Below are 26811 nucleotides of genomic sequence, written 5' to 3'. Positions count from 1 at the left end.
GCCCCGAGCACGAAGTTCGACCCGGTGATGCTCACCTGCTGGCTCGGACTGACCCCATACGTGACCGAATTCGGGGACGTGGCGGCGGGGGCCGGCGTCGGCGCCAGCACCTGGAACGCGTTGGGCAGGATCGTGCTTTGTCCCCCCGCGGCCGCCGGGTTATACACCAGGATGTCGTACGTGCCGGGCGGCAACGAGTTGTTGGGCCACCAGAACCGCAACAGCCCGCTGTTCACGAAGACAAACGGGGTACTCGCCGACGCATTGCTGCCTTGTACGGTCCCGCCATTCAGATACCACGTTCCCCCGTCAGTTCCAATCGCAATCCCCGCCCCGAGCACGAAGTTCGACCCGGTGATGCTCACCTGCTGGCTCGGACTGACCCCATACGTGACCGAATTCGGGGACGTGGCGGCGGGGGCCGGCGTCGGCGCCAGCACCTGGAACGCGTTGGGCAGGATCGTGGTTTGGCCCCCCGCGGCCGGCGGATTCGACACCACGATGTCGTACGTGCCCGGCGGCAACGACGTGTTCAGCCACCAGAACCGCAACAGCCCGCTGTTCACATAGACAAACGGCGTATTTGCCGAAGCCGTGATCCCCTGCACGGTGCCGCCCGCCAGGTACCACGTGCCATCAGCGCCCTGAACCGCGATCCCTCCCCCGAGCACGAAGTTCGCTCCCGAGATGCTGATCTGCGTACTCGGCGTGACCCCATACGTGACTGGGGTCGGGGACACCCCGCTGATGACCGGCTGGGCAAACGCCTCGCCGCCGACGGACGCGAAGAGCGCGAGAGACAGCACCGCAACTGAGAGTGCTCCGCCGAGGCGCAGGTGGGCGCCGTTCAATCGAAGGCAACGGAAGATGTCTGTCAACACACCCGTTCTCTCAGCGGTCCGTATCGGACGCACCGGTTCTTCACCACGACGCAAGACGCCCTTGGCCGTAGAACTGCACGGACGGCTGTTTTATTCCGATTTTCCGCGTGGTTTCGCGTTGATCCACCCCACTGGAGTCAGCGGTTGGCGGCCACTATAGCCCTGAGGTTTCCAGCGAGTCAAGCCGGGCCGCTAGCGGCCCGGGGTTCCGGCAGCAGGGGCTGGCGGAGGATGGTGGTCCTGCCCTCGGTACGCGTCGATGAATCGACGCATCGCGGTCTCGTCCCAATGATCCATCGTCGCCAGCCGCCCCCATGCGGTGAGTGCAAATTTGGACGACAGACGGGGCTCGGGCGCCGCGATCACCTGCGTGGGATAGCTGGCCACCAGCCGATCGAGGCCGGACACCACGTCCGGACAAGGATCGTCGCAACGATAGTGGATGATGACCCCGCCATCCTCCAAATTGTGGACCTGAACCTGCCACGGGATCGGAATCCGGTGCATGCCCCAACGGGCCAGCCATGGGACGTGCGGGCCCGACGTCGGGGGTATCGAGTTGTACGGAGGGTGCGGGGATCCCGGTGACTGCAGATGCGTGTTGCCTTGCGCCGGGATGGCTTGACCTGCTTCAAAATCGACTGCCAGGGCAGGGGCCACCATCAGCCACGCAACTCCCAAACCCCACCCGATCCCCCAGCGTTGCACGCGACCCATCCTACGGCGATCACCGGACCATGTCAATCCGGCACTATCTTGATCTGCCGGCATTATCTTGACAGTGCCTCTCGGCCTTAAGTACAGTACGCGGCATGATCGGTTGTCCGTTCGTTCGCTCACTGGCACTCCGGGTAGGGATCGTTTCTCTCGCTTGGCCGGTTGCTGGCTGCAGCCTCTCTCCCCCGCCTGAGTTTGATTTCTCCGCCCAGGAAAGTCGCCTGGTCACGAGCGACGCGTTCGACAACCTCAATCCCGCGTGGAGCCCCGACGGGACAACGCTCGCCTACGTGTCCAACCGCGCAGGATCGTGGAATCTGTGGACGGTGCCGGTCGACGGCGGCGACCCACAGGCGCTCACGACCGGTCAAGGCGAGGATCGGTTTCCCGCGTTCTCCCCTGACGGAACACAGCTGGTCTTTGCTTCCCGTCGATCCGGCAACTGGGATATCTGGGTGGTCAACCGCGACGGCACCGGATTGCGGCAGTTGACCACGCACCGTATGGATGATCTGGCTCCGACCTGGAGCGCGGACGGACAGCGGATTGCCTTCGACTCGTACCGCGACTTCGAGTACAGCATTTACGTGATGGACGCGGACGGGGCGAACCAGCGCAAACTCACGACCGGCGGCAACGGTGATTGGGGCGCCGCGTTCCACCCCTCGGGGGACACCGTGGTGTTCGCGTCCACGCGCACGGGCGACGGCGACATCTATGCCATTGATGTCAACGGCGCGGGACCGTACCGACGGCTCACCGCCACCGAAGGTGAACGGGAGATGATCCCCGCATTCAACCCGGATGGGACCAAGATCGCGTTTGTCGCCGAGCGCAACGGTGGGCGCGATATCTGGGCCATGGAGCCCGACGGCACGCGCCAGGTCCGCCTCACGCGAAACCTCTCCGGCGCCTGGGAACCGCGCTATAGCGTCGACCGCCACCTGTACGCCGCAATCGGATACTTCACGCTGGCGTGGAGCCCCGACGGCGGGGCAATCGCCTATACACACGTCGGCTCCGGCGGGACTGGTCAGATCGGCATTCTGTCGTTGGCGCGTTAGCCGCCGGTGATGAGCGGTTACAGAGTGTCGGCACCGGCGATGGCGGCCGTCATGATTGCGCTGACCGTGAGCTCCGGTCTCATCGGCTGCAGCGCCGCCGCTCCCGGGACCGGCGCCCTCTTGCCGGCTTCCACCTCCGCTCCGCGCCAACTGACCTTCGCGCGGGGGGACGACTTTGCGCCCGCCTGGACTACCGACGGCCGATCGATCGTATTCGTGTCGGATCAACAAGGGGGCTGGAACCTGTGGCTGCTTGAGCTCAGATCTGCGACACCCCGCGCGCTCACGTTTGGACAATTCCAGTACACCAACCCCTTCGTGATGCCAGGCGGACGATCGATCGCGGTCGCCTCGGATCGGGGCTCCGCTACCCGCGCATGGACCGACTTGTGGGTACTGACGCTGGACGATTCGCAAGAGCGACGACTGGTATCGGAAAGCCCGTCAGTCAAGGAATTCACCCCGGTCATCTCCCCGGATGGCCGCTGGCTCGCGTATCTCGACCTCCCCATGAACCGGCCGCCCCAGTATCGGCTCGTCATCATGGAACTCCCGGCCGGGCTTCCCCGCGTGCTCACGGAAGACCGGGTGGTGTTTTCGCCGATCCGATTCAGTCCCGACAGCCGGTGGCTGCTCTACACCGCTTCGACCCTCGGCTCATCCGACGTCTGGACCATTGGAGTGGACGGGGCCGGGGGCCGCGCGCTCACCATGCGACCCAGCAGCGAGATCGCCGGCGATTACAGCCCCGACGGCACGACGATCGCGTTCGTGTCCAACCAAAGCGGCACGGACGAACTGTGGCTGATGGACCCCCAGGGCCGCCAGTCCCGGCAGCTCACCCGTGACGGGGCCACCGCGTCGCTTCCGGCGTTTTCTCCAGACGCCACCCAGATCGCATATACCTCCACGAAATCAGGCAATCAGGATATCTGGCTGATTGGATCGGGGCTGTCCCCCCGCCCGTAACGCACGGAGGGCGTCAATACGCCACACCAGCGTGTTGACAAATCCCAAGACCTTGGGCTAACATTCGCGTCCATCGTTTCTTCCGTCGACGTGGTTTCGCCAGGCGAAGAGCGAGCGGGACATCCCGAAGACTGACGTGACACGTAGGCCAGAGAGCGGCGGATGAAGCGCAGAGTGGGATTGGCAGTCGTGGCAGGGGTGGTGATCAGCGCCACGGTGTGGTTGTTCGCCGGAAAACCGGTCCAGGGGTATTACGGCGACATGGTGCTCAACAGTAAGGCCGAGCAGCGCGGCATGCCGCCCGTGGTGTTTCCGCACTGGATTCACCGCATCGAGTTCAAGTGTAAGGTGTGTCACCCCGCCATTTTCCAGATGAAGTCAGGGGCCAACGATATCGATATGGAAAAAATCGTGTTCAAGGGCGAGTTCTGCGGGAAATGCCACAACGGCGAGACCGCGTGGAAACCGGTGGTGTGCGCCCGATGCCATTCCGGGAAGCCGGGGATGGTCACGGGCCCGCTCCATGGAGTGAATTAGCGATGACCGGGCGTCTGATCAAGGGGCTGGGGCTCGTGGTCGTGACGGGTGCACTCCTCGTGGCATGCACGAACCCCTTTGCAAAAAGAACCGCCGCGCCCGCAGCAACCGTTGAGACAGCAGCGACCCCAGCCCCTCCGCCGGCCGCCGCACCGTCTCCGCCGCTGCCGACCCAGCTGGCCGATGATTTCGAAGACCCCACCGGGATGCCGACCCCTGGAGCACCGTTTGCAAAGGAGAACCGCAACCCAGAGGTGATCCTCAAAAATGTTCCCAGAGACCAGGGCGGCACGGTGGATTGGGTTCAGGCGTTCAAAGACAAACTGATCAGTCCTCGAGAATCATTGGATCCCACCAAACCGCCGGTGCCGCCGTTCGCCTTTGATATCGACATCCCTGCGGTGGGGGCCATGCCCAACGTGGTGTTCCCGCACTTTCCTCACACCTATTGGCTCGATTGCGGGAATTGCCACCCGGACATCTTTGTGATGAAGAAGGGTGCCAACCCGATTTCGATGGTCAAGATCGTGAATGGGGAGTTTTGCGGGCGGTGCCACGGGCGTGTAGCCTTCCCCATCTCGAACTGTTCGCGCTGCCACGTCAAACCCAAAAGCTGAACAACGGGTCAACAAGAGCGTCCGTGGCGCTCCCCGAGTGATCGATCGGTAAACAGCGATTGCTCAGCCTCGTCCCACCCCCACGTAAGTAAAGCCCAGTTCCTTCATCCTGCGCGGATCATAGACGTTCCGAAGGTCGATGAACGTCGGCCGCCGCAAGAGCGTTTTCACCCGTTCGAGGTCGAGATTCCGGAATTGATTCCACTCGGTCATCAGAATGACGGCATCGCATCCCGTCATCGTTTCATAGGGATCGGCGCACAGCGCGACCCCGGGAAGCGCGGCCTGCGCGTGCGCCATGGCGGCGGGGTCGTACGCGCGGATCGACGCCCCGAGTTTCTGGAGCGCGGGAAGAATGGTTAATGCCGGGGCCTCACGGATATCGTCGGTATTCGGCTTGAACGAGAGGCCCAGACACGCGAGCGTGGTTCCGGAGAGATTCCCAACGGCGCGCTGGATTTTCGCAATCATCAGGTCGCGGTGGCGGTGGTTAGCGGCATCCACCGCGCTCAGAATGTGGAAATCGTACTCGTTCCGCTTGGCCAGCGCCAACAGCGCGACCACGTCTTTTGGAAAACAGGACCCGCCGTAACCAGGGCCCGGGTGGAGAAACTTCGACCCGATCCGGCCATCCAACCCCATGGCGCGAGCCACCTGATGCACGTCCGCACCCACCCGTTCACAGAGGTTGGCGATCTCGTTGATGAAGGACACCTTGGTCGCGAGGAAGGCGTTCGAGGCGTATTTGATCATCTCCGCGGTCGCGATGTCCGTGATCACGATCGGGGTCTCGATGAGGTACAGGGGCCGGTAGAGGTCGCGCAGGATCGCGACGGCGTGATCGCTCTCGGCCCCGATCACGACCCGATTGGGCCGCATGAAATCCTCGATCGCAGCCCCTTCCCGCAGGAATTCGGGGTTGGACGCCACGTCGAAATTGACCCGCTCGGTCTGGGATTTCCCGATGATGGCGCGCAACCGGTCGCCGGTGCCCACCGGCACCGTGCTCTTGGTCACGATGACCTTGTAGCCGTTCATGTGTCGCGCAATCGTCTCCGCAACGGTTTCGACCGCCGACAGATCCGCTGATCCGTCGCCGCGCGGTGGCGTCCCCACCGCAATAAAAATGACCAACGATTGCCGGACCGCCTCCGCGGTATCGGTCGTAAACGAGAGGCGTCCTTCCCGTACGCCCTTTTGCACCAACTCCGAGAGTCCGGGCTCGTAAATCGGTACCTCGCCCCGCCTCAAGCGGTCCACCTTCGCCGAGTCGGCGTCCACACAGATCACGCTGACACCGAATTCGGCGAAGCAGGCTCCGGTGACCAGTCCCACGTATCCCGTTCCAACCATACAAATGTTCATGGCGTCTCCTGCATATGCGGATGCCGTTCGGTGACCAACGAACGGCCCGCGTACTATAACAGAGCTGCCTCCGGCGCCTCAACCAGTCGGCGTTGTGTTGCGATCGCGCGCGAGACTCTGTTAGGCTCGGCGGGCCGTGGAGCCATCCGATCACAAGGGAACCCTGTACCTCGTCAGCACGCCGATCGGACATCTCGAAGACATCACGCTGCGGGCCCTCAGAGTGTTAAAGGAGGTGGACCTGATCGCGGCGGAGGATACCCGGCACACGCAGAAGTTGCTCGCACGGTACGACATCCACGGCACGCTCACCAGCTACCATGACTTCAACAAAGAAACCAAGGCGCCCGTGTTGTTGGCTCGGATGCTCGACGGGGCGTCCGTCGCGCTGGTCTGCGATGCCGGAACGCCGACGATCTCTGATCCCGGATATTTTTTGATTACGCGCTGCATCGAGGCGGGTGTACCCGTTGTGCCGATCCCGGGTCCTTGCGCGGCGATCGCGGCGCTGGCTGCGTCCGGGCTGCCCTCGGATCGCTTCCACTTCGAGGGATTTCTCCCCAAACCGTCGGGGCGCCTCGCCAAACGCCTGGCCGTGCTCCGCGACTACCCGGAAACCCTCGTGCTCTACGAATCCCCTCACCGTCTGCTCAAGACGCTGAAGGCCTTACTTGCGGCGTGGGGCGATCGGCCGGCGGTGATTGCGCGAGAGCTGACCAAGATGCACGAGGAGTGCCTCCGTGGGACGCTCAGCTCTGTCATCGCCGAGGTGGAACGGCGTCCTCGACGCGGTGAGATTACGCTGCTGATCGGCGGTTGCGACCGCCTCCGACGGTCTACAGCGATGACTCCCCTGGAATCGGCAACCCAGGACGAGGGTGGTTCCCAACCCGCTACGTTTCACGCCGCTGATCAATGACAAACACGCTCTTGGGGAAACTCTTGGCGTACTTCTTGAGTTGCGCCGCGACCTCGGCGACCTGCATAGGAGACGTAATTTCTCGGCGTTCGTTCGTCACCACCGCGATAGACACCGTCATGATCAGAAACTGCTGGACGACCTCGTTCCGATCCCGGGAGATGATGTAGCCCCGCTCGCGGTCGTCGGAGTCGTAAAAATTGGGGATCGCGGCATCGAACTCCTTGATGATCTGCTGGCAGAGGCCGGAGACGCGTTCGGGCGGACAGATCAAGACGAAATCGTCTCCGCCGATGTGGCCGACGAAAATATCTCGTCGTTCGCCGTCTCCCAGACGCGAGAGAATCTGCCCCACCATCTTCAGCACCTCGCTTCCGCGTGCGTAACCGTAGTGGTCACCAAACGCCTTGAAGTTGTCGAGATCGACGTGACAAAACGCAAATCTTCGCTGGCGCTGAAGCCGCGTGAGCAGGGCTTTTTCGATCGCCAGATTGCCGGGAAGGCGTGTCAACGGATTGGCATCGAGGTTGGTCTCCTCGAGCTCCTTCAGCCGGTGACTCATCCACCGGAAGGATTCCGCCAGATCACCCATTTCGTCGCCGGTCTTGAGCGGCAGCAGATCGTCATACCGCCCCTTGCCGATCAGTTGGGTCGCAGTTTTGAATTGTTGAAGCGACCGCGCCAACGACCGGGAAAACAACAGCGTGAACGTGACGCCGAACACCAGCCCCACCGCACACGTGACCAGAGTCATCATCAGCGCATTACGAATCAGGCCCTGCGATTGTCGGAGCGCCTCCCATTGGGCGGTTTTGAGCGCCTGACTTAAAGAGCGAATCGCCGCCCGAAGGCGTTGGCGCGTTTCGGACACGAGATCGTCCCGGAACGCGCGAGCCAAGACATCGTCGCCGCGCTCCAGCGCTTCGCGCGCCTGAACAGACACGTGGTTGTACTCCACGTGGAGATCCTTGATTTGGTTGAGCGCGGTCAAAGCCCGCCCCGGCAGAACTCCAAACCGCCGGAGCGTCGATTCAAACTTGCCGCGTTGCTCATCCGCCAACGTCCGCAACGCGTGATCTCGTAGTTGGATGTATCGGTGTTCGTATTGGTCCTGAACGTTGAGAGACTCCTCCAATTGTGCCGCCAACTCCAGATTGGGGAGGTCGACTTGGACCAGGTTGGAGCCCAGCCCATAGAGAGTCTTGAGGCTGGCGAGCGCGGAGAGGCCGACGACCAGGATCAACAAGACCAGCGTCAGATTCCCCAGCAGCATCTTTCGAGCTAGGGTTAAGCGCATACACGCACCGCCCCTTCAGCGGGTGGCGGTGCGTGTTGAGTGTAGCGGAGAGGGGGGGGGTGTCAACCGGCGGGCGCGGCGACGCGCCTCAGCCGGGGAAACCGTTACCGTGTCTTTTCGATTACGATCCGGAGGGCGGAGTCGAGGGGAATGAGTTCCAACACCCGGTGGCCGTCGTCGGCGACGCTCCGCGGCACGTTCCGGGCGGGTTCGCCCGCGTCCACCGTCACGGCCAAGACCTCGCCGACCTTCATTTCTTCCAGCTTGAGCTTGGTGCGCACGTAGTTGTAGGGGCAGTGCACCCCCCGCAAGTTCAGTTCGACGTCGATTCGAGCGGCCGTCCGATCCATTGGCAAATTATACCGGGCGATTTTCTCAGGGGTCAAGGAAAGACCGATCTTCGGGGTGGCTCGCCGTGGCCTCAGATTCTCGACCATCCAGCCGCTTCGTTCATTCCCGCGTGAGAAGGTGCATGTGAGAAGGCGCGTTGACACCCTAAAATCGGTGTGCTACAACCCGCCAGGATGCGGGCGCTTGTGCGATCGGCGCTCGATGCGACGCTCCCGCGGCGATGCGGCATCTGTCGCCGGGGCATGTCCGCGAGCGAGGTTCGGGGCATCTGTTCGGCGTGTTGGGGCGCCATCCCGCGGATCGAGGGGCCGCGCTGTTCGTTGTGCGGCGTCCCATTCGGGTCCGAGGCCGCCGTCTCACACAGCCCAATGCACCGATGCGGAACATGTCGCGAGAGCCCTCCGTCGTTTACCCGGGCCGTCGCCGCCGGCCTGTACACGGGCGTGTTGGCCGAGGCCATTCGCCGGTGCAAGTACCAGAAGCAGGTCGACCTCGTTTCGATTCTGGGAGAACTCCTCGATCCGGTGCTGCAAACCCTCCCGCCGGTCGACGCCGTGGTAGCAGTGCCCTTGCACGTTCGGCGCTTGCGGCAACGCGAATTCAATCAATCCTTGCGGATCGCGGCGTGGGTGGCCCACCGCCTTGAGCGTCCGCTGTGGCCCGACGTGTTGCGGCGAATCCGGTGGACGGACTCCCAGACCGCGCTCGACCGGGCGGACCGAAAAACCAACGTCCGGCGCGCCTTCGCGGTCCGGGACAAAACCGCGGTGGCGGGCCGCCGGCTGGCGCTGGTGGATGATGTCTACACCACCGGAGCCACCGTCAACGAATGCGCCCGAGCGCTCCGCTCCGCCGGTGCGAGTGACGTGTACGTCGTGACCGTGGCCCATATGCCGTAACTGGTGATCCCATGCCGATCTACGAGTACCGTTGCGACGCCTGCCGAAGCCGGATGACCGTGCTGGCGGCCACGATCAACGCCCCGCCGCCCAGGTGTGAACGCTGCGGTCGCTCCGAGGTCACGCGCCTGCTGTCGCGCTTTGCGGCGCCGCGGTCGGACGCAGCGCGGATGGAAGCGCTTGCCGATCCATCGAGCCTCGCTCAGGTCGACGAACGCGATCCCAAGAGCGTGGCTCGCTGGATGCGGCGGTTGGGCCGCGAAACGGGTGAAGACCTCGATGACCGGTTCGAGGAAGAAATCGAACGGGCCGCAGAAGACGTGGCGGGAGACAACGATTCCTCCGCCGAGAACTTTCCAGGAACCGACGCCCCAGGAGCCACTGCCCCATGACCGATCCACTCCTTCGCTTCGAACGTCGTTCCACCGGGGTGTACCCCTGCTTGTTCCACGCGGGACCGTTTTATTGGCCCGTGACGCCGGAAGCCGTGAACACGCTCAAAACTCATGCGACCGACTCGCCCGAGGTGTTTCGCGCGGCGTTGGTCGCGGCGGTGGGGCTCACGCCGTACCTCACGCACCAGTTGGACGCCGTTCTCGCCGGTCTCGGTGACCGAGACGCCGGTCTCCGCGCGCTCCAAGCGTCGCTCGCCGCGCTCTGACCCGCACCACGTCGCCCCGGTGTCCCCGTCGCCTTCCACCGTGTCGATCATCATCCCCGTCCTCGATGAAGAATCGGGGATTGCAGACACCCTCGCCGCAGCCGCTGTCACGGGCGCCGGAGAGATCCTGGTGGTGGACGGCGGCAGCCAAGACCGCACGCGCGCCATCGCAGCGGCCCGGGGTTGTCGCGTGGTCGATGCCCCTGCCGGGCGCGCCGTGCAAATGAACGCGGGCGCCGCGGCCGCGACCGGCGACGTTTTGCTCTTCCTCCACGCCGACACCCGGTTGCCTCCCAATGGCGTCGCCGAGCTTCTCCGCGCGTTGTCCGACGAAGGGACCGTAGGCGGACGATTTGACGTCCACCTCGACGGGCCCGAGCCGATCTTCCGGATCATCGAGACGCTGATGAACGTTCGCTCCCGCGTCACCCACATCGCGACCGGCGATCAAGCGATCTTTGTCCGGCGCTCGGTGTTCGAAGTCCTCGGTGGATACGCGCCGATCCCGCTCATGGAGGACGTGGAGTTTTCCGCGCGCCTCAAACGACGCGGACGCGTCGCGTGCCTGCGGTCGCGGGTCCACACCTCCGTTCGCCGATGGCGACGGCACGGACCGTGGGCCACGATCGCCCGCATGTGGTGGCTGCGCGCGCGTTACGCCTTGGGCGCCAGCCCCGAGCGGCTGGCGCACGACTATGCGCATATTCGCTGAGCCACGGCCGCGCCGCCCTGAGACTTGTGCGCTCGCGGTCTTCGCCAAGGCGCCCATTCCCGGCACGGTCAAAACCCGGCTGATCCCCCCTCTCACCTCCGAGGAAGCCGCGCGGCTCCACGCGGCTTTGGTCGAGGACACGCTCTGCCGCACGGCGGCGCTCGACATGGTCCGCTACCTGGCGTGTACGCCGGACATCCGACATCCGTTCCTCCAGGCGTGTGCACAACGCTACGGCGCTCGGCTGATCGCGCAAGGGGCCGGCGATCTGGGCGATCGGATGCTGCGCGTCGTGAAAACCCTGTTGGCACGCCATGGCAAGGTGCTGCTGGTCGGAACCGACAGCCCGACGCTGCCCCTGGAATTTGTCGCGGAAGCCGAAGACCGGTTGAACGCGGCCGACCTCGTCTTCGGTCCCAGCGAAGATGGGGGGTACTATCTTCTGGGCCAGCGTCGACTGTACCCGGAGATCTTTCGTGGCGTGGCGTGGGGTGGGGCGGATGTGCTGCGCGCGACCCTTGCCAAGCTCGACCCGTCGCGCGTCCGGCTCCTGCCGCCGTGGTACGACGTGGACCGGCCCGAGGACCTGGCGCGCCTGCGACACGACCTGGCTGAGTCCGTGGGGTGCGAACGGACTACCGCCTGGTTTCGGGGGTGGCGGCAGCCAAGCCGCCCCCAAAAGCTCTTACGCCTATAACACGTGTTGCGGGTCCACGTCGGCGTCCAACCGGACGCTGCGAGGCAGAACCTTCAGCGCCAGCGCCGCGAGCGCACGCGCGACCTCACCAACCGCCGGGCCCTTGGGGCCCTTCAGCACGAGCTGCCAGCGGTGCCGTCCTTTCAGACGCCACAGCGGAGCGGGCGCCGGGCCAAGCAGCGAGACGCCCCCGCGCAGCACACCGGACGCCTCGCTGGCCAGGCGCTGGGCAGCGGCGATCACTTCCGCTTCTTTTGGCCCGGAGAGCAGGAGGATGATGAGCCTTCCGAACGGCGGGTAACCCAGCTCGCGGCGTCGCGCCAGCTCACGCTCATAGAAGCCCGCCACATCGTGGCGCTGCGCGAACACCACCACGTCGTGTGTCGGGCGACGGGTTTGCAGGATCACCTCTCCCGGACGATCGCCGCGTCCCGCCCGACCAGCGGCCTGGATCAGGAGATGAAAGACTCGCTCGCTCGCCCGAAAATCCGGCAGCGAGAGCCCCACGTCGGCGTTGACGATCCCCACGAGCGTGACGTTCGGCAAATCGTGGCCTTTGGCCACCATTTGCGTCCCCACCAACACATCCGCTTCACCGCGTCGCATGGCGCCCAGCAGGGTCTCATGCGCCCGCTTGGTTCCCGTGGTATCCCGATCCATCCTGGCGATCCGGGCGTGAGGCCACTCGGCCCGCACACGGGCTTCGATCTGTTCCGTGCCCACCCCCTGCAGCGTCACGCGATGTCCGTTGCAGACCGCGCACCGATCGAGCGGCACCGACGTCATCCCGCAGTAGTGGCAACAGAGGCGCCCGCGGGCCCGGTGATAAGTCAGCCCCACGCTGCACCGCGCGCATTGGGCGGTCGCGCCACAGTCCCGGCAGATCACCACCGGCGCGAACCCGCGCCGATTGAGCACCAGCAGGATCTGTTCGCGGCGGGTCATTCGTTCGTTGATGGCCTCCAGCAGCGCGCCGGAAAATACGTCGTCGGCGCCGGGGTCGGCGCGCACATCCACTGCGCGCACCGTCGGGAGGGGGCGCGCATGCACGCGTTCGGGCAGAATCACCAAGTGATACCGACCGCTCGCCGCGTTGGCGTACGATTCGAGGGACGGGGTGGCCGACCCCAACACCACCACGGCCTGGCGGGCTCGGCCCAGGACCAGGGCCGAATCCCGGGCGTGATACCGCACTCCGTCCTCCTGTTTATAGGAGGAGTCCTGCTCTTCATCCACCACGATCAATCCGACGTCGCGAAGCGGCGCAAACAGGGCCGAACGGGTGCCGAGCGCGATGCGCGCCTCGCCGCGGCGGATGCGCGACCACGCCGTCAGCCGTTCCGCGTTGGAAAGGCCGCTGTGCAGGACCGCGACGAGCTCGCCGAATCGCCCGCGGACTCGCGCCACCAGTTGGCCGGTCAGGGCGATCTCCGGGACCAGCAGCAACGCGCCTCGCCCATGGGCGAGCACGGACGCGATCGCATGGAGATAGACCTCGGTTTTCCCGCTGCCCGTGACACCCCAAAGCAGGAAGGGTGCAAAGCCGCCTGCATCGAGCGCGCGCCCGATCGTCTGCACCGCGTGTTGCTGGTGTTCGGTCAGCACCGGCACCTGATCGCTCGCGGGCGCGATCTCGTGCGGGTCTCTCAGATCTGCGCGCGACAACAGGACCACCAGCCCCCGGGCGGCCAGCGCCCGACACGCGGCCAACGCGCCCGGGCCCAGTTCCGACACAAAGGCGCCGCTGCGCGACGCGAGCGCCTCGATCACGGCCTGCCGGCGCCGCCCTCGCGCCACCTGTGCGGTCGGCTGAACCCCCGGCGCGAGCGTGACATAGGTTCGAAGTTTCGGCGCGCTGACCTGCGCCGCGTCTGGCTCCGCCACCCACCCCGCCCGCATCAACGCCCCCAAACTCCCCACCGCTCCGGTCATCGTCTGTAACCGCGAGAGGCTGATCGGCTTTTGGTACGCGCGCAGCGCGGTCAGGAGCCGCCGCTGCCCCGCGCCGCGGATCATGGCGAGGTCAACGACTCGTCCCGCGTCCGTCACCGCCACGCGTTTCGCCGCCGTGACTTTCAACCCGGCCGGGACCGAGGCCGTCAGGACGCGTCCCCACGGGGCCAGGTAATAGTCCGCGATCCACCGTGTGAGCGCCAAGATGGCCGGGTCAATCACCGGCTGATCGTCCAGCAGGGCGCCGAGCGGTTTGACCGAGTCAACCTCGGCCCGGTCAAGAAGCCGGACCAAATAGCCGTCGAGCACCCTGGGGCCGAAAGGCACTCTGACCCTCAGACCGGGTTGGACGAGCTGACCGAGGTGCGGCGGCACGCGGTAGTGGAAGAGTCGGTCGGGTTGGGCCGCCACCACGACCTCGGCAAAGCGCTCCGGACCACCATCTCCGGCGAGCGCGCCTTCGCGCAGCGGGATCGAGGGACCAATCGCAGGTGGGAGTGGATCCATACGCGGCGGGGGATTCTACCATACCCGGCGATCACGCCTCGCGCGTTGACAACGTCGAAGGCGTTCCTCTACCATCGGCTCCATGTCTCAACACACGGGTCGAAGGCGGCTGCTCGCCGTGGCAGCGGTGTGGTGGCTCGCCCCCTGGCTGTTCGCCCAGAGCGCCGCTTACGCCGAGATCCCGGGAACGTTGCTGGAGGACTTCGCGTCCTTCCCGCAACAGTGGAAGGTCAAGAACGATGATCCCCGCGCCGCGGAGGTCTATCGCGTGGCATCGGAGGAGGCCGGGCCGTACCTTGCGGCGAACGCGGGCCCCAAACCCGGCCTGCGCATCTTCAAATACGTTTCGTGGGATACCCGCAGTTTTCCGGTCGTGAGCTGGAAGTGGCGGCTCAAATCGTTTCCGCCTGACAAGCGACGGTCCGTGGCCTTTTACGTGTCCATCTACCGGGACTCGTTCGGCATTCCCACGATCGTCAAATACCTGTGGAGCACACAGGAGCCGGTGGGCACCGTTCGATCAGGCGGCTTTTTCGGTGCCACCGAAATCGTGATCCAGAGCGGGTCCGCACCGGACCCCGATGCCTGGGTCACCGCACGGGTGGATGCGGTCGCGGACTTTGAGCGACTCTACGGACAAGCGCCCAGCCCCGAGGGAGTGGGAATCGGAGTGACCGTAGGCATGGGGCTCGAAGCCGACATTGCCGAAGTCCGCGTAGAGCCGCGCGCGATCAACTAAACGTCGATGACACGTGACGAGTTCAAGCGCGTGGTCGCCACGGCGCTCGAACGCATCCCGGACGAATTTCGGATGGCCATGCAGAACGTGCAGATCGTGCTGGAGGATTGGCCCGAGCCGTCGCTGATGGAAGAAGTCGCGGGCGATCCGGATGAGGTGCTCTACGGCCTGTACACGGGCACCCCGCTTCCTGATCGCGGCGCCGACTATGCCAACACCACCCCCGACGTCATCATGATCTACCAACGCCCGCTTGAAGAGGACTTTCCCGATCCGGAGGAACTGAGCCACGAAATCGAGGTGACGTTGGTACACGAGATCGCCCACTATTTCGGTTTTGATGAAGACACGATCGAGCGGTACGGATACGACTGACCCACACCGGCAGACGCAACGAGGACCCTCCCACCAAGGAGAACGACGCGATGGACGAACCCGTGATCGCACAACGCGCACCGTACGTCAAAGAGATGACCCCGGGAACCTACTATTGGTGTCGCTGCGGCCGCTCGAAGGGCCAACCGTTCTGCGATGGCTCCCACAAGGCCACCGGGTTCAGCCCGGTGGAAACGACCATCACCGAACCCAAACGCGTGGCTTGGTGCGGGTGCAAGAGAACCGGGACCCAGCCCTTTTGCGACGGCACGCACTCGCGGCTGCCGCGGTAGCGGGTGCCGCGTCCGAACCGCACGGACAGGAGCGCGGTCCACGACGCGTTAAACCCGTCCAAGCCTCACAGCATGCGCGCGATTGATTTTCACGTCCACCCCGGAACCCGGGAGTACCTGATCGAGGGCGGCGGAAAGTACATGGCCGATGCGCTCGCGTATTTTCACAAACACGGCCCGCCCGTGACCCTCGCCGACATGGCGGACCTGTACCGCGCGGCCGACATGCGGGCCGTGTTGTTGGCCTGGGATACCGAAACCACGACCGGGCTCCCGCGCGTGTCCAATGATTTTGTGGCCGACGCGGTCCGCCAATATCCCGACGTCTTCATCGGGTTCGCCAGCGTCGACCCGTGGAAGGGCGAGCTCGCGATCGCGGAGTTGGAACGAGCCGTCACGACGCTGGCGCTGCGGGGTTTGAAGCTCCACCCGATTGTCCAGGCCTTTTGGCCGAACAATCGTCGGTTCTATCCGCTGTGGGAGACCTGTGCGAGATTGGGCGTCCCGGTAATGTTTCATACCGGAACCACCGGTGTGGGCGCCGGCGTCCGCGGCGGCAACGGCTTGCATCTGAAGTACGGCAACCCCATGCCGGCACTCGATGACCTCGCGGCGGACTTCCCGAGCCTGACCATCATCGGGGCGCACCCCTCGTTTCCCTGGCAAGACGAGATGCTGGCCATTGCCGTGCACAAGACCAACGTCTACATCGATCTGTCCGGTTGGTCGCCCAAGTATTTTTCTCCGCAATTGATCCAGTACGCCAAAACGCTGCTGCAGGACCGCACACTGTTCGGCACCGACTACCCGTTTCTGACGCCCGAGCAGTGGCTGATCGAGTTCGACAAACTCGGGTTCAAACCCGAAGTCCGACAAAAGATCCTGCTCGACAACGCTCGCAGACTCCTCGCTCTCTGAGGCTTCGGTCGACACGACCCCGCGAGTCTGGCGCAAACGCCATTCCTCGGCTACCCTTCACCGGTGCGTGCCGTGGAGAGAAGGGATGATTCCCCGAGTTCCGGTCAGAAAATTCATGTCCATGCGGATCCGCGGCGTACCGCCCTCGACGGATGCGCGCGAGATAGCGCGCATCATGGCCGACGAAGGCATCGGCTGCCTATTGGTGGAACAGCACGGCGGATTCGTGGGGATCGTGACCGAGACCGACCTCGTCCGGAAGGTGTTGAGCCAACCCATTGACCCGTCGGAGGTGTCCGCCGAGTCGATCATGAGCTTCCCCATCGCGTCGATCGATGAGGGCTCGACGCTCGAAACCGCCCACGAACTGATGGGTAGTCAACGCGTCCGCCACTTGCTCGTGACGCGAGACGGCATTCCGGTCGGGCTGATTTCGGTCCGGAGCCTGCTCGACGCCGCGTACGACTGGGCGCTTCAGATGAACAAGCCGCAGAACTAACGGCTCAGCCGTCGGCCCAACTCCACGCCGCGCGCGAGACAATCGCCCACCGCTACACCCTCCAGGTAGTTGCCAGCCAGCGCCAGACCAGGAAGCGCGTCCAACGCCCGTCGGATCCTCGCGACCCGATCCAGGTGCCCCATCAGGTACTGGGGAATGGCGCGGGGGTGGCGAATCACGCGGGACAAGACGGGCGCTGATCGCACCCCGAGCAGTCGCGCGAGATCCTCGCACACCAAGCGGACCAACTCGTCATCGGAACGGTCCACCAGATTGGGGTGTCTGGCGCCTCCCACGAAGTTGGTGAGCGCCACCAGGTCGCTGGGCGAGCGTCCAGGAAACAGCGACGAACTCCAGAGCGAGCCCAGGATGGTGTCTTGCTCGCGGCGGGGCACCAAACACCCAAACCCGTCGAGCGAGTGCGTGACCGCGGTCCGGGCAAACGCGGTAAAAACCACGGCCACCGGCGCGTACACGATCGCAGCGAGCTCTTCAGCAAGGCCTGGAGCCAGAGACCGGAGGAGGTCGGCAGCCACATGTGCCGGTGTCGCCACCACCACGCGCGCCGCCTCGATCTGCTGCGCCATCCCGCCCCGTTCAACGTGGACGCGAAACCCTGAGGCCATCGGCTCGATCCGGCGGCTACGCGTATTGACCCACAGGGCGTCGCCCAACCGCGAGCCGATGGCGCGAGGCAGCGCAGCCATACCGTCCCGAAACGAGTAGATTCCCCGGCGGACCGGTTTTGGCGCCTCGGAGCGACCGATCCGGGCAATCGCGCCGCGAATCAGTCCGCCATGGTTGCGCTCGAGCGCGGCCAGCCGAGGAAAGGTCGCGGCCAGCGACAAGGCTTCGGGATCACCGGCGTAGACGCCCGAGACAAAGGGATCGACCGCGTACTCCAGAAACTCCGCGCCCAGACGCCGCCGCACAAAATCCGCGACCGACTCGTCGCCTGGAGGAACCGGAGCCCGGAACACCTCGCCGAGCAGTCGCCACTTGGCGCGTCCACTCCACAGGGGCGTGGTCATGAAGGACCACAATCCAGTCGGAAGTGGAACCGGCACACCATGCTTGACGATGAATCGTTTGCGGGCCGACGACAACGCGAACACGCGCTCGGGGAGCAGCCCGAGCCGCTCGATCACGCGCTCGACCTCGAGCGAGGTGTTGAGCGCTGAGTTGGGACCGCATTCGATCAGGAATCCGTCGGCGCGGACACTGCGGATCACGCCCCCGACCTCCGCACCCGCTTCAAGCAACCGCACGGGGATCCCCGCCTGTTGCAACGAGTAGGCGACGCCAAGGCCAGAAATCCCGCCGCCGATCACCACGATCAGGCCGGAGGGCACGTGGGGGCTACCGGCGGGACAAAACCAGGTCGGCGAGCGCGCGGATAAACGCGGGCGAGTCGTTCAACGACGCCATCCGGGTGAAGGTCTTGATCCCGGCCTCGGTTGCGAGCTGACGGTACTGGATGTCGATTTCGTACAGCGTCTCGGAGTGATCCGACACAAAACTCAGCGGCACCACCAGGACGCGCGTCACCCCCTGCTTACCGAGGGTGTGAAGGACGGATTCGGTCGTTGGCTCCAACCACTTCGCGCGGCCGACCCGACTCTGGTACCCCAGGGACACCCGCCCGGGCGCCGACGCCCATTCGGGAAGCCGTGCGGTCAGCAGTCGAACCTGGTCTTCGATCTGACGTTGGTACGGATCGCCCTTACGAATCAGACTCAGGGGAAGCCCGTGTGCGGAATACACCAGGTGCACCGGCGAGCCATCGCCGACCGGCATGGCGTGTCGCGTCTCGGTGATCCGTTCGACCATGGCATCCAGATAGCCCGGGTGATCATACCAATGATCGATGGAGACCATGGGCACGCCCGAACGGCCGCGCCGGGCCCACACGGTTCGAAAGTAGTCGAGGCTGGACCGCGTGGTCGCGAACGAGTACTGCGGATACAACGGCAGCAGCACCAGTCGCTGCGGGCGGACAGCCGTGAGCTCGGCCACGGCATCCTCGGTGTCGGGTTTCCAACACCGCATCGCGACCACGACTTTATAAACGCCGTGTTCCGCCAACCGCTTTTCCAGCGCCGACGCCTGCGCCTCGGTATACCGGCGAAGCGGCGATCCGCCGCCGATCTTCTCGTAGTAGCCGCGCGCCGTGGGGGCGCGTCGCACCGCGATCCACCACGCCAAGAGCTGACGGAACGGGGACGGAAGGGGAATGACCTCGGGATCGGAAAACAGGTTCCGGAGAAACGGCTGGACGTCGTCGAGCGTGTCGGGCCCCCCGAGGTTGAGCAGCACGACGCCGGTCAGGGAAGCGTCCGGAGATCCGCTCACGACGATCGGATGGCGCGGCTGGCTTCGTGCACCGCGTGGACGAGCGTCTTGGCGCTCTCGACCGACACGTCGGGCAGGATTCCGTGACCGAGATTAAACACGTGGCCGGGTTCGCATCCGTACACGTCGAGGATCCGGCGTGCGTGGCGGCGAATCACGTCCGATGGGGCGTAAAGCACGCAGGGATCGAGGTTGCCTTGGAGGGCCACACGACCGCCCACCCGTGCCCTGGCTTCGACCAGCTCCACCCGCCAATCCACGCTGATCGCGTCCACGCCGGTGTCCGCCATGGCCTCCAGCAGGGTGGCGCAGCCGTTGACGTACAAGATCACCGGCACGCCCGTTTTCTTGACGGTCTCGACGATCCGCGCGGTGTACGGCGCGCAGAACGCGGCGTAATCCGCGGGCGACAGCGCGCCGGCCCAGGTGTCGAAGACCTGCACGGCATCCGCGCCGGCCTCGACCTGAGCCACCAAATAGTCCCCCACCATCCGGGTGAGGCGCTCCAGCAGCCGGTGGAGAAGATCCGGCGCCTGATACGCCACCCGTTTGATGCCGTAAAAGTTCTTGGACGTCTCTCCCTCGATCATGTAGGTGGCCAGCGTGTAGGGAGCGCCGGCGAATCCCAAGAGCGGCACGCGTCCGTCCAACGCCTTGACCGTCTCTTGAATCGAGGCGACCAGAAACCCGGTGGCGGTCCAGGGGTCGAAGTCCTTCAGCGCGTCGATGTCGGCGCGATCACGGATGGGAACCGGAAGCTGAGGGCCCTTGGACTCGGAGAAGACCAGCGGCATGCCCATCGCCTGGACCGGGATGAGGATGTCCGAAAAGATGATCGCCGCGTCGACACCCAGCAAGTCGATCGGCAACAACGTGGCGCGCGCCGCCAGCTCCGGGGTCCGACACAAGGTGAGGAAGTCCGCCTCGGCGCGTAACGCGCGATACTCCGGCATGTAGCGCCCGGCCTGACGCATGATCCAGACCGGCGTGACGTCCACCGCCTCCCGGCGGAGGGCACGCAGCACGCGATCATTCTTGAGCACCCGCGACACGTCGGCATCGTAGCGGGCGCCGACGCGAGGTGTCAAGGACGGCGCGGCTTGTCCCTCGCACCACGATTTGCTAGAGTGGCCGCGCATGAGGATTGCTTCCCACACCATGTTGCAAGCCGCCCGCCCCGACACCGGGCGCTCACCCACCTGCGTCATCACTCGGGCCTGAGGTGGGCGCCGGCATCATCGGAACCGGCATCGGCCTCCCGGACCGGATCGTCACGAACGAGGAGCTGGAAGCCGGACTCGGGCTGCCCGCGGGAGCCATCCTGCGGCGGACCGGCATCAAGACCCGTCGCTGGGTCCAGGAACATGAGGCCGCGTCGGACCTGGCTGCGACCGCGGCGCGGGCCGCCCTGAGCGCGGCAGGTCAACAGGCCTCCGACGTGGATCTGATCCTCGTCGCCACCACGTCCGGCGACATGGGCTTCGCTTCCACCGCGTGTCTGCTCCAACGGGAGTTGAAAACCGCGCGTTGCCCGGCGTTCGACTTGGCGGCGTCCTGTACCGGATTCCTCTACGGTCTGTCCATGGCCCAGGCGTTCGTACGCACCGGCCAGGCGCGCACCGTGCTCCTGGTCGCCACCGAGGTCAAATCACGGTTTCTCGACCGCCGCGAGGCCGCCAGCACGATCCTCTTCGGCGACGGAGCCGCCGCGGTGGTGGTGCGGGGCGCGGCCGACGATCGCGGGGTGGTGGACGTCGTGCTTCACGCGGACGGCGCGCGTTGGCCGCTGATTCACCTGCCGGCGGGAGGAACCCGCGAGCCCTTATCCGCGGAGAGTCTGGAAGCCGGGCGGCACACGATGCGGTTGGACGGGTCTGCGGTCTTCCGCATCGCGGTGCGAACGCTGGAAACCGCGGTGAGAGAACAGGCGGCGCGACTCAATCTGGCGCTCGATCAGATCCAGCACTTTGTGGTGCACCAGGCCAATCTGCGCATCCTGCAGCAGGTGAGGCGCCGATTGGACATCCCGCCCGAGAAGTTTCCCGTGACCCTCACCCGCTACGGCAACACCTCGTCGTCCGCTCTCCCCATTGCCCTGCATCACGCGGTGACCGAAGGCCGGATCCGATCCGGAGACTGGGTGATGCTGGCCGCGTTCGGCGGCGGGCTGACATGGGGCACCGCTCTGATCCGCTGGCCGTAGTCGCGGCGGGAGGTAGGCACCGCTGAGATTGCGCCCCGGTCTCGACGGGGCGAGCCTGTTCAGGAATGCGCCAGATGCAAGGCGCCGCGAGCACCGGACCGGAGCGTACTAAGTTCGTACGTGAGGACCGGACGCACAGCGGCAACGCCGCAGATGGCCGTTCCTGGACAGGCTCCTAGGTCCCCGCGATGGTCATTGAGGCGACTTTGACCGTCGGCGCGGAAATTCGCGAGCGAAACTCCAAGTCGCTGCCGACCATCTCAATGTCGCGGAAGATGTGCTTCAAATTCCCGGCGATGGTGATTTCTTCCACCGGAAACGCGAGTTCTCCGTTTTCGATCCACAGGCCGGCAGCACCCTGGGAATAATCGCCGGTCACGGTGTTGACCCCGAAGCCGATCAACTGGGTGACGTACAACCCGGACCGGACCGACCCGATGATCTCCCGGGGCGATGAGGTTCCAGCCATCAGGTAGCAGTTGGTGGGCGACACGCTCGGCGGGTCGCCCACCCCGCGCGCCGCGTTGCCGGTCGGGCTCAGACCGAGCTTCTTGGCGGAATAGGTGTCGAGCAGGTAGCTGGTCAACGTGCCCTTCTCGACCAGAACCGTTCGCCGCGTGGGCAAGCCCTCGCCGTCGAAGGGTTTCGAACCCAGTCCCATGGGAATCGTGCCGTCGTCGATGATGGTCACCAGCGGGGACGCGATCACCTGCCCCAACGCCCCGCCGAGGTACGACGCATTCTTGTACAGCGAGTACCCGGACGCGGCGGTCGCCACCGCGCTCACCAACCGGGCCGCCATCTGGGGATCGAACACCACCGGGGCGTCCTGCGTGGGCATCTTGCGCGCGCCCAATCGAGCCACGGCCCGTTGCGCCGCCACCTTCCCGATGACGTCCGGGGGATCCAGCAGGCGGAACTTGCGCTTCGCCGAGTACCAGTAGTCGCGTTGCATCGCGTCGCCGCGTCCGGCGATCGCCACGACCGACAGGGAGAACGAGGAGCTGCGGTAATTCCCGAAGACGCCGTTGGTGTCGGCGTAGACGATGTCCGATTGGCCTTGGTCGAACTCGGCGCCCTCCGAGTTGCTGATCCGCGGATCGTAGGCCAACGCAGCGGCCTCGGCCACGCGGGCCAGCTCGACTTTCTCCTCGGCCGGCGGGTCGCCGTAGGCCCCGTCCCACAGATCCAGGTCGGGAATCGCGGTGACCCCCGTCCCCGGCGGGGGAAGGCCCGCGTGCGGGTCCGGCGCCATCAGCGCCGCACGGGTGCAGGTTTCCGCAACCAACTGGTTGAGCGACTCGGGCGAAAGATCCGCAGTGGAGCTCACCGCGGTTCGCTGGTCGATGATCGCACGAAAGCCCAAGCGGCGTTCGCGGGCCTGTTCCAGTCGGTCGATCTGCCCCAGGCGGACGCGGGTCGAAAACGTGGTGCCTTCGACCGCGATGACGTCGGCGTCCGCCGCGCCGAGGCGGCGGGCCTTGTCGAGCAGGGCCTCGACGAGCTCACGATCCAGGACCATCAGCCTTGCGTGCCCCCAACGGTGAGTCCGTCGATGCGGATGGTGGGCAGACCCACGCCCACCGGCACGGATTGGCCATCTTTGCCGCAGGTGCCGACGCCGGCGTCCAACTCGAGGTCGTTGCCCACCATCGACACCCGCTTGAGCACGTCCGGACCGTTGCCGATCAGGGTGGCCCCTTTGACCGGATGGGTTACCCGTCCCTGTTCGATCAGATAGGCCTCGCTCGCCGAGAACACGAACTTCCCGCTCGTGATGTCCACTTGTCCGCCGCCGAACGCCACCGCGTAGAGACCGTACGGCACGGACGCGATGATCTCGTCGGGAGTGGAGTGGCCGGCCAACATGAAGGTATTGGTCATGCGGGGCATCGGCGCGTGCGCAAAACTCTCCCGACGCCCGTTCCCGGTCAGCGGCATCTTCATCAACCGAGCGTTGAGCCTGTCCTGCAAATACCCCTTCAGGATGCCGTTTTCGATGAGAACGGTCCGCCCGGTGGGGGTCCCCTCGTCATCCACGTTCAACGAACCGCGACGCCAGGGGATGGTCCCGTCATCCACAATCGTGCAAAGCTCCGACGCAACGCGCTGGCCCAGGAGATCCGAGAACGCCGACACCCGTTTGCGATTGAAATCGGCTTCGAGCCCGTGGCCCACGGCTTCGTGGAGTAAGATCCCGGGCCAACCCGACCCCAACACCACGGTCATGGTCCCCGCCGGCGCCGGTCGCGCGGACAGATTCACGATCGCGCGACGGGCCGCCTCGCGCGTAAATCGCCGCCAGCGATCCTGGTCAAAGAAGAAGTCGAACCCCACGCGCCCGCCGCCGCCGAAACTGCCGACCTGGCGATTGCCGCCCTCCTGGGCGATACACGTCACGTTGAGCCGCGCCAACGGACGTACGTCACCCACCATCCTCCCGTCCGACGTCACCACCAGGACCACCTTGGATTCACACGAAATGCCCGCCATCACGTGTTGGATCCGGGGGTCGTACGCACGCGCGAGGCGGTCGATTTCCTGGAGCAGATCGATCCGGGCCGGTAACGGCGCGTCGAGCACCGAGTGGTCCACCGGATACAGATCCCGGGACGGCCCTCCCACGCGTTGCGGCAGCACGTCACCCGCCCCGCCCGCGTCGGCCGCGATGGACCTCGCGGTCTGCGCCGCGATTTCGATTTGCGGAATGCTGATGTCGTTGGCGTAGGCAAAGCCGGTGCGATCGCCGGCCAGCGCGCGGACCCCCACGCCTTGGGTGATATCGCGCGAAGCGGTTTTCACCAACCCTTCTTCGAGCGAAACGCCCTCCGACACCTCGTATTCGAAGTACAAGTCGGCGTAGTCGATCCGCCGAGCCAACGCCCGCGCCATGACGGTTTCCAGATCGTCCGCCGTCAGGCCGAACCGGCTCTCGAAAAACCGTTGGGGGACCAATGCTTGTTCAGTCACGAGTCTCTCCAGACAAACCGCGCGCGGGAGGTACTGGTGGATTATAGGGGCAAGCCCGGAACAGGGTCAACCAACGCAAACCGGCTTGACCGCTCGGTGCGCGGCCGAGTAGGATCAACTCCCCATGACGTCGTCGACCGCGACCATCAAACGCTTGATGCGCGAGCGTCCTCATCTCCGCGAACCGCTGCAGTTTTACCGTCGGGTCTGCGAGCTGTGGCGCGCCGCGGTGCCCGACGATCTCAGCCAGGCGTTGGTGCCGCCGGATGAACGACCCCTGCGACTGGCCAAAGGGTTGCCGCTGCTCGACCCTCCGCGGCTGATTGCCGCCGACCTCCGGCACACCGCGGAGACGCTGACCCGGTTGCTCGCGCTCCTGCGCGCGAGAAACCCCGGGCTGGCCCGGGCCAGCGACGCGCTGAACGCGGCCCTGGGCGAGGGCCCCGAGCGAGCCCGCGCGCTCGCTCGCTGGGTGGGCGGACAGGAGGCGCCGCTCCCGCCCGACGTGCCGCGCGAGTTTGCGGGGTATGCCCTCCGGCTCGCGCTGCGTCCGTCGCTCGCCGCCCTGCTGCCGACGCTGCGGGAGACATTTACGGATCGCGCGTGGAATCATCCTGTGTGCCCGTTGTGCGGCTTTCCGCCCGCGATGGCCGAAGAACGGGATCGCGACCGTCGGTTCTTCTGCAGCCTCTGCCCCGCGGACTGGATTTATACCGTATCCGCCTGTCCGTTCTGCGGCAACGCGACCGAGCAACACCTGGCGTGCGCGGTGGAGGACGTGGAACCCGGCTATCACATCGCGATCTGCACCCGCTGTCACGGCTATCTGAAGACCGCCCATCCCCACGAGATGGGACGTGAGATCGATCCTCCGCTCGAAGACCTCTTGACCGTTCCGCTCGACCACGCGGCGCAGCGAGACGGTTACCGGTCTCCGATCGAGACCGCCGCTGCGGTGGCCGGTGTCTCTCCCGCTCGCTGAAGCGATCAAGCGCCAAGCCCGGGTTCTGGGATTTTCCGGCGTGGGCATTGCGTCGGCCGCGCCGTTGCCCGAACACCAACGCCGCTTCCGGCGGTATCTTGCCGAGGGGCGTCACGGCGGCATGGCGTACCTCGCCCAGGAGCCCGACCGCCGTGAAAATCCCGCGCGCCTGCTGCCAGGAGCCAAGAGCGTGATCTCGCTCGCGGTTCCGTACTACCAGGGCGACCATGGCGCCCCACCCGCCGATCCCTGCGGTCGGGTCGCGCGTTATGCCTGGGGCCGTGACTATCACCAGGCGACCGAGTCCCGACTCGAGGCGTTGAAAGCCTTCATCCTCGAGCGTGCCCCCGGTGCCGCGATCCGCTGCGCGGTGGACCACGCGCCGATCCTTGAGCGCGCGTACGCGCAGCAGGCGGGCGTCGGGTTCATTGGTAAACACACCTTGCTGATCACACCCGACCACGGGTCGTGGGTGCTGCTGGCTGAACTGATCACCGACCTGGAGCTGGACCCGGACGAGCCCGGGTTCACCCAGTGCGGAACCTGTACCCGCTGCCTGGATGCGTGTCCGACCGGCGCGCTGACCGAACCGTTCCACCTCGACGCGACCCGGTGCATTGCCTACCTGACGATCGAGCACAAGGGCGAGGCGCCGACCGAGCTGAGCCGAGAGGTGGGAGACTGGTTGTTCGGCTGCGATATCTGTCAGGAAGCGTGTCCGTACAACCGCATCGCCGCGTTACCGCCGGCGTTTCCGGAGCTCCATCGCGACGCTGGGGTCGGACCCTGGCTGTCGCTCGAAGACGCATCACGTCCCCGCTCACACGGCGCGTTCGATCGCCGGTTTGCAGCCAGCCCCCTGCACCGCGCCGGACGCAAGGGGTTACGCCGCAACGCGCACGTAGTTCGCAACAATCAGTACACCGGCGACCCCCTCGCGGGCGCGATCCGTTAGTTCGCGCGAATCACCATCACTTCGGTGGCTTTGATCAACGCCACCGCCCGGTCGCCGACCTTGAGATCCAAAGCATCCAGCGCGTCCCTGGTGATGACCGCGGTAATCCGGTACTCCCCGACATCGAGGTTCACCTGCGCCAGGATGGCGTCCCGCTTGATCGCCGACACCGTGCCGGGCAACTGGTTTCGGCCGCTGATCGCTTCGCCCTCCGGCCGCTTGCCCAACCACTGATCCAGCAGCGACGTTTTGAAGCGATACCGGCCTCCGATTTTGGTGCTCGGGATCTTGCCCGACCAAAGGTACCGATAAAACGTCGGCAGCGTGAGCCGAAGGTAACGGGCCGCTTCCCGGGCGGTCAAGACGCCCTCGGGAGCAC

General features: G+C 65.4%; 30 protein-coding genes. 18 read left to right on the top strand and 12 right to left on the bottom strand.

Annotation, left to right across the window (positions count from 1 at the left end; translation table 11 throughout):
• Together AB1451_04110 and AB1451_04105 are read right to left on the bottom strand one after the other, a co-directional pair.
• Window positions 1–806, bottom strand: an 806-nt coding sequence (locus AB1451_04110; protein MEW6682097.1) for a hypothetical protein, incomplete at its 3' end; no start/stop codon positions are given.
• Window positions 807–1073: 267 nt separating this feature from the next.
• The gene (locus AB1451_04105; protein ID MEW6682096.1) at window positions 1074–1589 is read right to left on the bottom strand and encodes a DUF3105 domain-containing protein; all 516 of its coding nucleotides are present in this window, start codon (window positions 1587–1589) and stop codon (window positions 1074–1076) included.
• Between the two features lie 104 nt (window positions 1590–1693).
• Between AB1451_04105 and AB1451_04100 the strand changes: the two genes are divergently transcribed.
• From AB1451_04100 to AB1451_04085, 4 genes are all read left to right on the top strand, one after another.
• Window positions 1694–2662, top strand: coding sequence for a hypothetical protein (locus AB1451_04100; GenBank protein MEW6682095.1), 969 nt, complete (start codon window positions 1694–1696; stop codon window positions 2660–2662).
• 9 nt (window positions 2663–2671) lie between these two features.
• Entirely contained in the window at window positions 2672–3631 is a 960-nt protein-coding gene (locus AB1451_04095) for a hypothetical protein (GenBank protein ID MEW6682094.1), read from the top strand.
• Window positions 3632–3793: 162 nt separating this feature from the next.
• On the top strand, window positions 3794–4168 hold the full coding sequence (locus tag AB1451_04090; GenBank protein ID MEW6682093.1) for a c(7)-type cytochrome triheme domain-containing protein: 375 nt from the start codon (window positions 3794–3796) through the stop codon (window positions 4166–4168).
• 2 nt (window positions 4169–4170) lie between these two features.
• The gene (locus AB1451_04085) at window positions 4171–4785 is read left to right on the top strand and encodes a c(7)-type cytochrome triheme domain-containing protein (protein MEW6682092.1); all 615 of its coding nucleotides are present in this window, start codon (window positions 4171–4173) and stop codon (window positions 4783–4785) included.
• Window positions 4786–4848: 63 nt separating this feature from the next.
• Here the strand turns inward: AB1451_04085 and AB1451_04080 are convergent, their stop codons facing one another.
• Window positions 4849–6150, bottom strand: a complete 1302-nt coding sequence (locus AB1451_04080; protein ID MEW6682091.1) for a UDP-glucose/GDP-mannose dehydrogenase family protein — start codon at window positions 6148–6150, stop codon at window positions 4849–4851.
• Between the two features lie 136 nt (window positions 6151–6286).
• Here AB1451_04080 and rsmI point away from each other — a divergent pair, with 136 nt between their 5' ends.
• Window positions 6287–7069, top strand: coding sequence for a 16S rRNA (cytidine(1402)-2'-O)-methyltransferase (rsmI, locus tag AB1451_04075; GenBank protein ID MEW6682090.1), 783 nt, complete (start codon window positions 6287–6289; stop codon window positions 7067–7069).
• Here rsmI and AB1451_04070 read toward each other — a convergent pair.
• Together AB1451_04070 and AB1451_04065 are read right to left on the bottom strand one after the other, a co-directional pair.
• Window positions 7044–8366, bottom strand: coding sequence for a diguanylate cyclase (locus AB1451_04070; GenBank protein ID MEW6682089.1), 1323 nt, complete (start codon window positions 8364–8366; stop codon window positions 7044–7046). The two genes, rsmI and AB1451_04070, sit on opposite strands and share 26 nt — an antisense overlap.
• Window positions 8367–8470: 104 nt before the next feature.
• Window positions 8471–8716 carry a sulfurtransferase TusA family protein gene (locus AB1451_04065; GenBank protein MEW6682088.1) on the bottom strand — a complete coding sequence of 82 codons (246 nt, stop codon included), beginning with the start codon at window positions 8714–8716 and terminating at the stop codon, window positions 8471–8473.
• Between the two features lie 174 nt (window positions 8717–8890).
• On the opposite strand from AB1451_04065, the gene AB1451_04060 reads away from it, so the two are divergent.
• From AB1451_04060 to AB1451_04040, 5 genes are read left to right on the top strand one after another with little or no spacing between them, the layout of a single operon-like run.
• Window positions 8891–9616 carry a ComF family protein gene (locus tag AB1451_04060; protein ID MEW6682087.1) on the top strand — a complete coding sequence of 242 codons (726 nt, stop codon included), beginning with the start codon at window positions 8891–8893 and terminating at the stop codon, window positions 9614–9616.
• Window positions 9617–9627: 11 nt separating this feature from the next.
• A complete protein-coding gene (locus AB1451_04055) occupies window positions 9628–10008 on the top strand; it encodes a zinc ribbon domain-containing protein (GenBank protein ID MEW6682086.1) in 381 nt (126 codons plus the stop codon).
• Window positions 10005–10277 (top strand): hypothetical protein, encoded by a 273-nt coding sequence (locus tag AB1451_04050; protein ID MEW6682085.1) that lies wholly within the window; start codon window positions 10005–10007, stop codon window positions 10275–10277. The genes AB1451_04055 and AB1451_04050 overlap by 4 nt, the downstream gene beginning before the upstream one ends.
• A gap of 19 nt (window positions 10278–10296) precedes the next feature.
• On the top strand, window positions 10297–10989 hold the full coding sequence (locus AB1451_04045; protein MEW6682084.1) for a TIGR04283 family arsenosugar biosynthesis glycosyltransferase: 693 nt from the start codon (window positions 10297–10299) through the stop codon (window positions 10987–10989).
• The gene (locus tag AB1451_04040; protein MEW6682083.1) at window positions 10973–11686 is read left to right on the top strand and encodes a TIGR04282 family arsenosugar biosynthesis glycosyltransferase; all 714 of its coding nucleotides are present in this window, start codon (window positions 10973–10975) and stop codon (window positions 11684–11686) included. Before AB1451_04045 ends, AB1451_04040 begins: the two co-directional genes overlap by 17 nt.
• Here AB1451_04040 and priA read toward each other — a convergent pair.
• Window positions 11681–14146 carry a primosomal protein N' gene (priA, locus tag AB1451_04035; GenBank protein MEW6682082.1) on the bottom strand — a complete coding sequence of 822 codons (2466 nt, stop codon included), beginning with the start codon at window positions 14144–14146 and terminating at the stop codon, window positions 11681–11683. The two genes, AB1451_04040 and priA, sit on opposite strands and share 6 nt — an antisense overlap.
• An 82-nt stretch (window positions 14147–14228) precedes the next feature.
• Here priA and AB1451_04030 point away from each other — a divergent pair, with 82 nt between their 5' ends.
• The 5 genes from AB1451_04030 (at window position 14229) to AB1451_04010 (ending at window position 16970) form a co-directional block, all read left to right on the top strand.
• Window positions 14229–14885, top strand: a complete 657-nt coding sequence (locus AB1451_04030) for a DUF3047 domain-containing protein (GenBank protein ID MEW6682081.1) — start codon at window positions 14229–14231, stop codon at window positions 14883–14885.
• A gap of 6 nt (window positions 14886–14891) precedes the next feature.
• Window positions 14892–15260, top strand: a complete 369-nt coding sequence (locus AB1451_04025) for a metallopeptidase family protein (GenBank protein MEW6682080.1) — start codon at window positions 14892–14894, stop codon at window positions 15258–15260.
• A gap of 50 nt (window positions 15261–15310) precedes the next feature.
• Complete coding sequence (locus tag AB1451_04020) at window positions 15311–15553, top strand: CDGSH iron-sulfur domain-containing protein (GenBank protein ID MEW6682079.1); 243 nt, start codon at window positions 15311–15313, stop codon at window positions 15551–15553.
• Between the two features lie 72 nt (window positions 15554–15625).
• Entirely contained in the window at window positions 15626–16471 is an 846-nt protein-coding gene (locus AB1451_04015; GenBank protein ID MEW6682078.1) for an amidohydrolase family protein, read from the top strand.
• A gap of 85 nt (window positions 16472–16556) precedes the next feature.
• Window positions 16557–16970, top strand: a complete 414-nt coding sequence (locus AB1451_04010; GenBank protein MEW6682077.1) for a CBS domain-containing protein — start codon at window positions 16557–16559, stop codon at window positions 16968–16970.
• Here the strand turns inward: AB1451_04010 and hemG are convergent.
• From hemG to hemE, 3 genes are read right to left on the bottom strand one after another with little or no spacing between them, the layout of a single operon-like run.
• A complete protein-coding gene (gene hemG, locus AB1451_04005) occupies window positions 16967–18322 on the bottom strand; it encodes a protoporphyrinogen oxidase (GenBank protein ID MEW6682076.1) in 1356 nt (451 codons plus the stop codon). The genes AB1451_04010 and hemG overlap by 4 nt on opposite strands.
• Before the next feature lie 7 nt (window positions 18323–18329).
• Window positions 18330–19322, bottom strand: coding sequence for a ferrochelatase (gene hemH, locus AB1451_04000; protein ID MEW6682075.1), 993 nt, complete (start codon window positions 19320–19322; stop codon window positions 18330–18332).
• Complete coding sequence (gene hemE / locus AB1451_03995; GenBank protein ID MEW6682074.1) at window positions 19319–20365, bottom strand: uroporphyrinogen decarboxylase; 1047 nt, start codon at window positions 20363–20365, stop codon at window positions 19319–19321. Before hemE ends, hemH begins: the two co-directional genes overlap by 4 nt.
• A 179-nt stretch (window positions 20366–20544) precedes the next feature.
• Here hemE and AB1451_03990 point away from each other — a divergent pair, with 179 nt between their 5' ends.
• Window positions 20545–21525 carry a beta-ketoacyl-ACP synthase 3 gene (locus AB1451_03990; GenBank protein MEW6682073.1) on the top strand — a complete coding sequence of 327 codons (981 nt, stop codon included), beginning with the start codon at window positions 20545–20547 and terminating at the stop codon, window positions 21523–21525.
• Between the two features lie 175 nt (window positions 21526–21700).
• Here AB1451_03990 and AB1451_03985 read toward each other — a convergent pair whose 3' ends face one another.
• Entirely contained in the window at window positions 21701–23047 is a 1347-nt protein-coding gene (locus tag AB1451_03985) for a TldD/PmbA family protein (GenBank protein ID MEW6682072.1), read from the bottom strand.
• Window positions 23047–24444 (bottom strand): metalloprotease TldD, encoded by a 1398-nt coding sequence (tldD, locus tag AB1451_03980; protein ID MEW6682071.1) that lies wholly within the window; start codon window positions 24442–24444, stop codon window positions 23047–23049. Before tldD ends, AB1451_03985 begins: the two co-directional genes overlap by 1 nt.
• A gap of 175 nt (window positions 24445–24619) precedes the next feature.
• Here tldD and AB1451_03975 point away from each other — a divergent pair, with 175 nt between their 5' ends.
• Window positions 24620–25477: a formate dehydrogenase accessory protein FdhE gene (locus AB1451_03975; protein ID MEW6682070.1), complete on the top strand. Its 858-nt coding sequence runs from the start codon at window positions 24620–24622 to the stop codon at window positions 25475–25477.
• Window positions 25458–26432, top strand: coding sequence for a tRNA epoxyqueuosine(34) reductase QueG (queG, locus tag AB1451_03970; GenBank protein MEW6682069.1), 975 nt, complete (start codon window positions 25458–25460; stop codon window positions 26430–26432). Before AB1451_03975 ends, queG begins: the two co-directional genes overlap by 20 nt.
• Here queG and AB1451_03965 read toward each other — a convergent pair.
• A complete protein-coding gene (locus AB1451_03965; GenBank protein ID MEW6682068.1) occupies window positions 26429–26794 on the bottom strand; it encodes a TOBE domain-containing protein in 366 nt (121 codons plus the stop codon). The genes queG and AB1451_03965 overlap by 4 nt on opposite strands.
• Between the last annotated feature and the right edge of the window lie 17 nt (window positions 26795–26811).

It is taken from the genome of Nitrospirota bacterium (assembly GCA_040757335.1).
Classification (GTDB): domain Bacteria; phylum Nitrospirota; class Nitrospiria; order 2-01-FULL-66-17; family 2-01-FULL-66-17; genus JBFLXB01.
The sequence above is the reverse complement of the archived record's forward strand: the minus strand, read 5'-3'. Positions and strand labels throughout refer to the sequence as shown.

Bases quoted from the DNA above. Each gene is read 5' to 3' on its own strand.
- AB1451_04065 (MEW6682088.1), bottom strand. From the start codon at position 8,716: ATGGATCGGACGGCCGCTCGAATCGACGTCGAACTGAACTTGCGGGGG.
- AB1451_04015 (MEW6682078.1), top strand. From the start codon at position 15,626: ATGCGCGCGATTGATTTTCACGTCCACCCCGGAACCCGGGAGTACCTG.
- AB1451_04040 (MEW6682083.1), top strand. From the start codon at position 10,973: ATGCGCATATTCGCTGAGCCACGGCCGCGCCGCCCTGAGACTTGTGCG.
- AB1451_04050 (MEW6682085.1), top strand. From the start codon at position 10,005: ATGACCGATCCACTCCTTCGCTTCGAACGTCGTTCCACCGGGGTGTAC.
- priA (MEW6682082.1), bottom strand. From the start codon at position 14,146: ATGGATCCACTCCCACCTGCGATTGGTCCCTCGATCCCGCTGCGCGAA.
- AB1451_04095 (MEW6682094.1), top strand. From the start codon at position 2,672: ATGAGCGGTTACAGAGTGTCGGCACCGGCGATGGCGGCCGTCATGATT.
- AB1451_03985 (MEW6682072.1), bottom strand. From the start codon at position 23,047: ATGGTCCTGGATCGTGAGCTCGTCGAGGCCCTGCTCGACAAGGCCCGC.
- AB1451_04020 (MEW6682079.1), top strand. From the start codon at position 15,311: ATGGACGAACCCGTGATCGCACAACGCGCACCGTACGTCAAAGAGATG.
- AB1451_03975 (MEW6682070.1), top strand. From the start codon at position 24,620: ATGACGTCGTCGACCGCGACCATCAAACGCTTGATGCGCGAGCGTCCT.
- AB1451_04085 (MEW6682092.1), top strand. From the start codon at position 4,171: ATGACCGGGCGTCTGATCAAGGGGCTGGGGCTCGTGGTCGTGACGGGT.
- AB1451_04070 (MEW6682089.1), bottom strand. From the start codon at position 8,366: ATGCGCTTAACCCTAGCTCGAAAGATGCTGCTGGGGAATCTGACGCTG.
- AB1451_04030 (MEW6682081.1), top strand. From the start codon at position 14,229: ATGTCTCAACACACGGGTCGAAGGCGGCTGCTCGCCGTGGCAGCGGTG.
- AB1451_04060 (MEW6682087.1), top strand. From the start codon at position 8,891: ATGCGGGCGCTTGTGCGATCGGCGCTCGATGCGACGCTCCCGCGGCGA.
- AB1451_04100 (MEW6682095.1), top strand. From the start codon at position 1,694: ATGATCGGTTGTCCGTTCGTTCGCTCACTGGCACTCCGGGTAGGGATC.
- AB1451_04055 (MEW6682086.1), top strand. From the start codon at position 9,628: ATGCCGATCTACGAGTACCGTTGCGACGCCTGCCGAAGCCGGATGACC.
- AB1451_04080 (MEW6682091.1), bottom strand. From the start codon at position 6,150: ATGAACATTTGTATGGTTGGAACGGGATACGTGGGACTGGTCACCGGA.
- AB1451_04025 (MEW6682080.1), top strand. From the start codon at position 14,892: ATGACACGTGACGAGTTCAAGCGCGTGGTCGCCACGGCGCTCGAACGC.
- AB1451_04090 (MEW6682093.1), top strand. From the start codon at position 3,794: ATGAAGCGCAGAGTGGGATTGGCAGTCGTGGCAGGGGTGGTGATCAGC.
- AB1451_04010 (MEW6682077.1), top strand. From the start codon at position 16,557: ATGATTCCCCGAGTTCCGGTCAGAAAATTCATGTCCATGCGGATCCGC.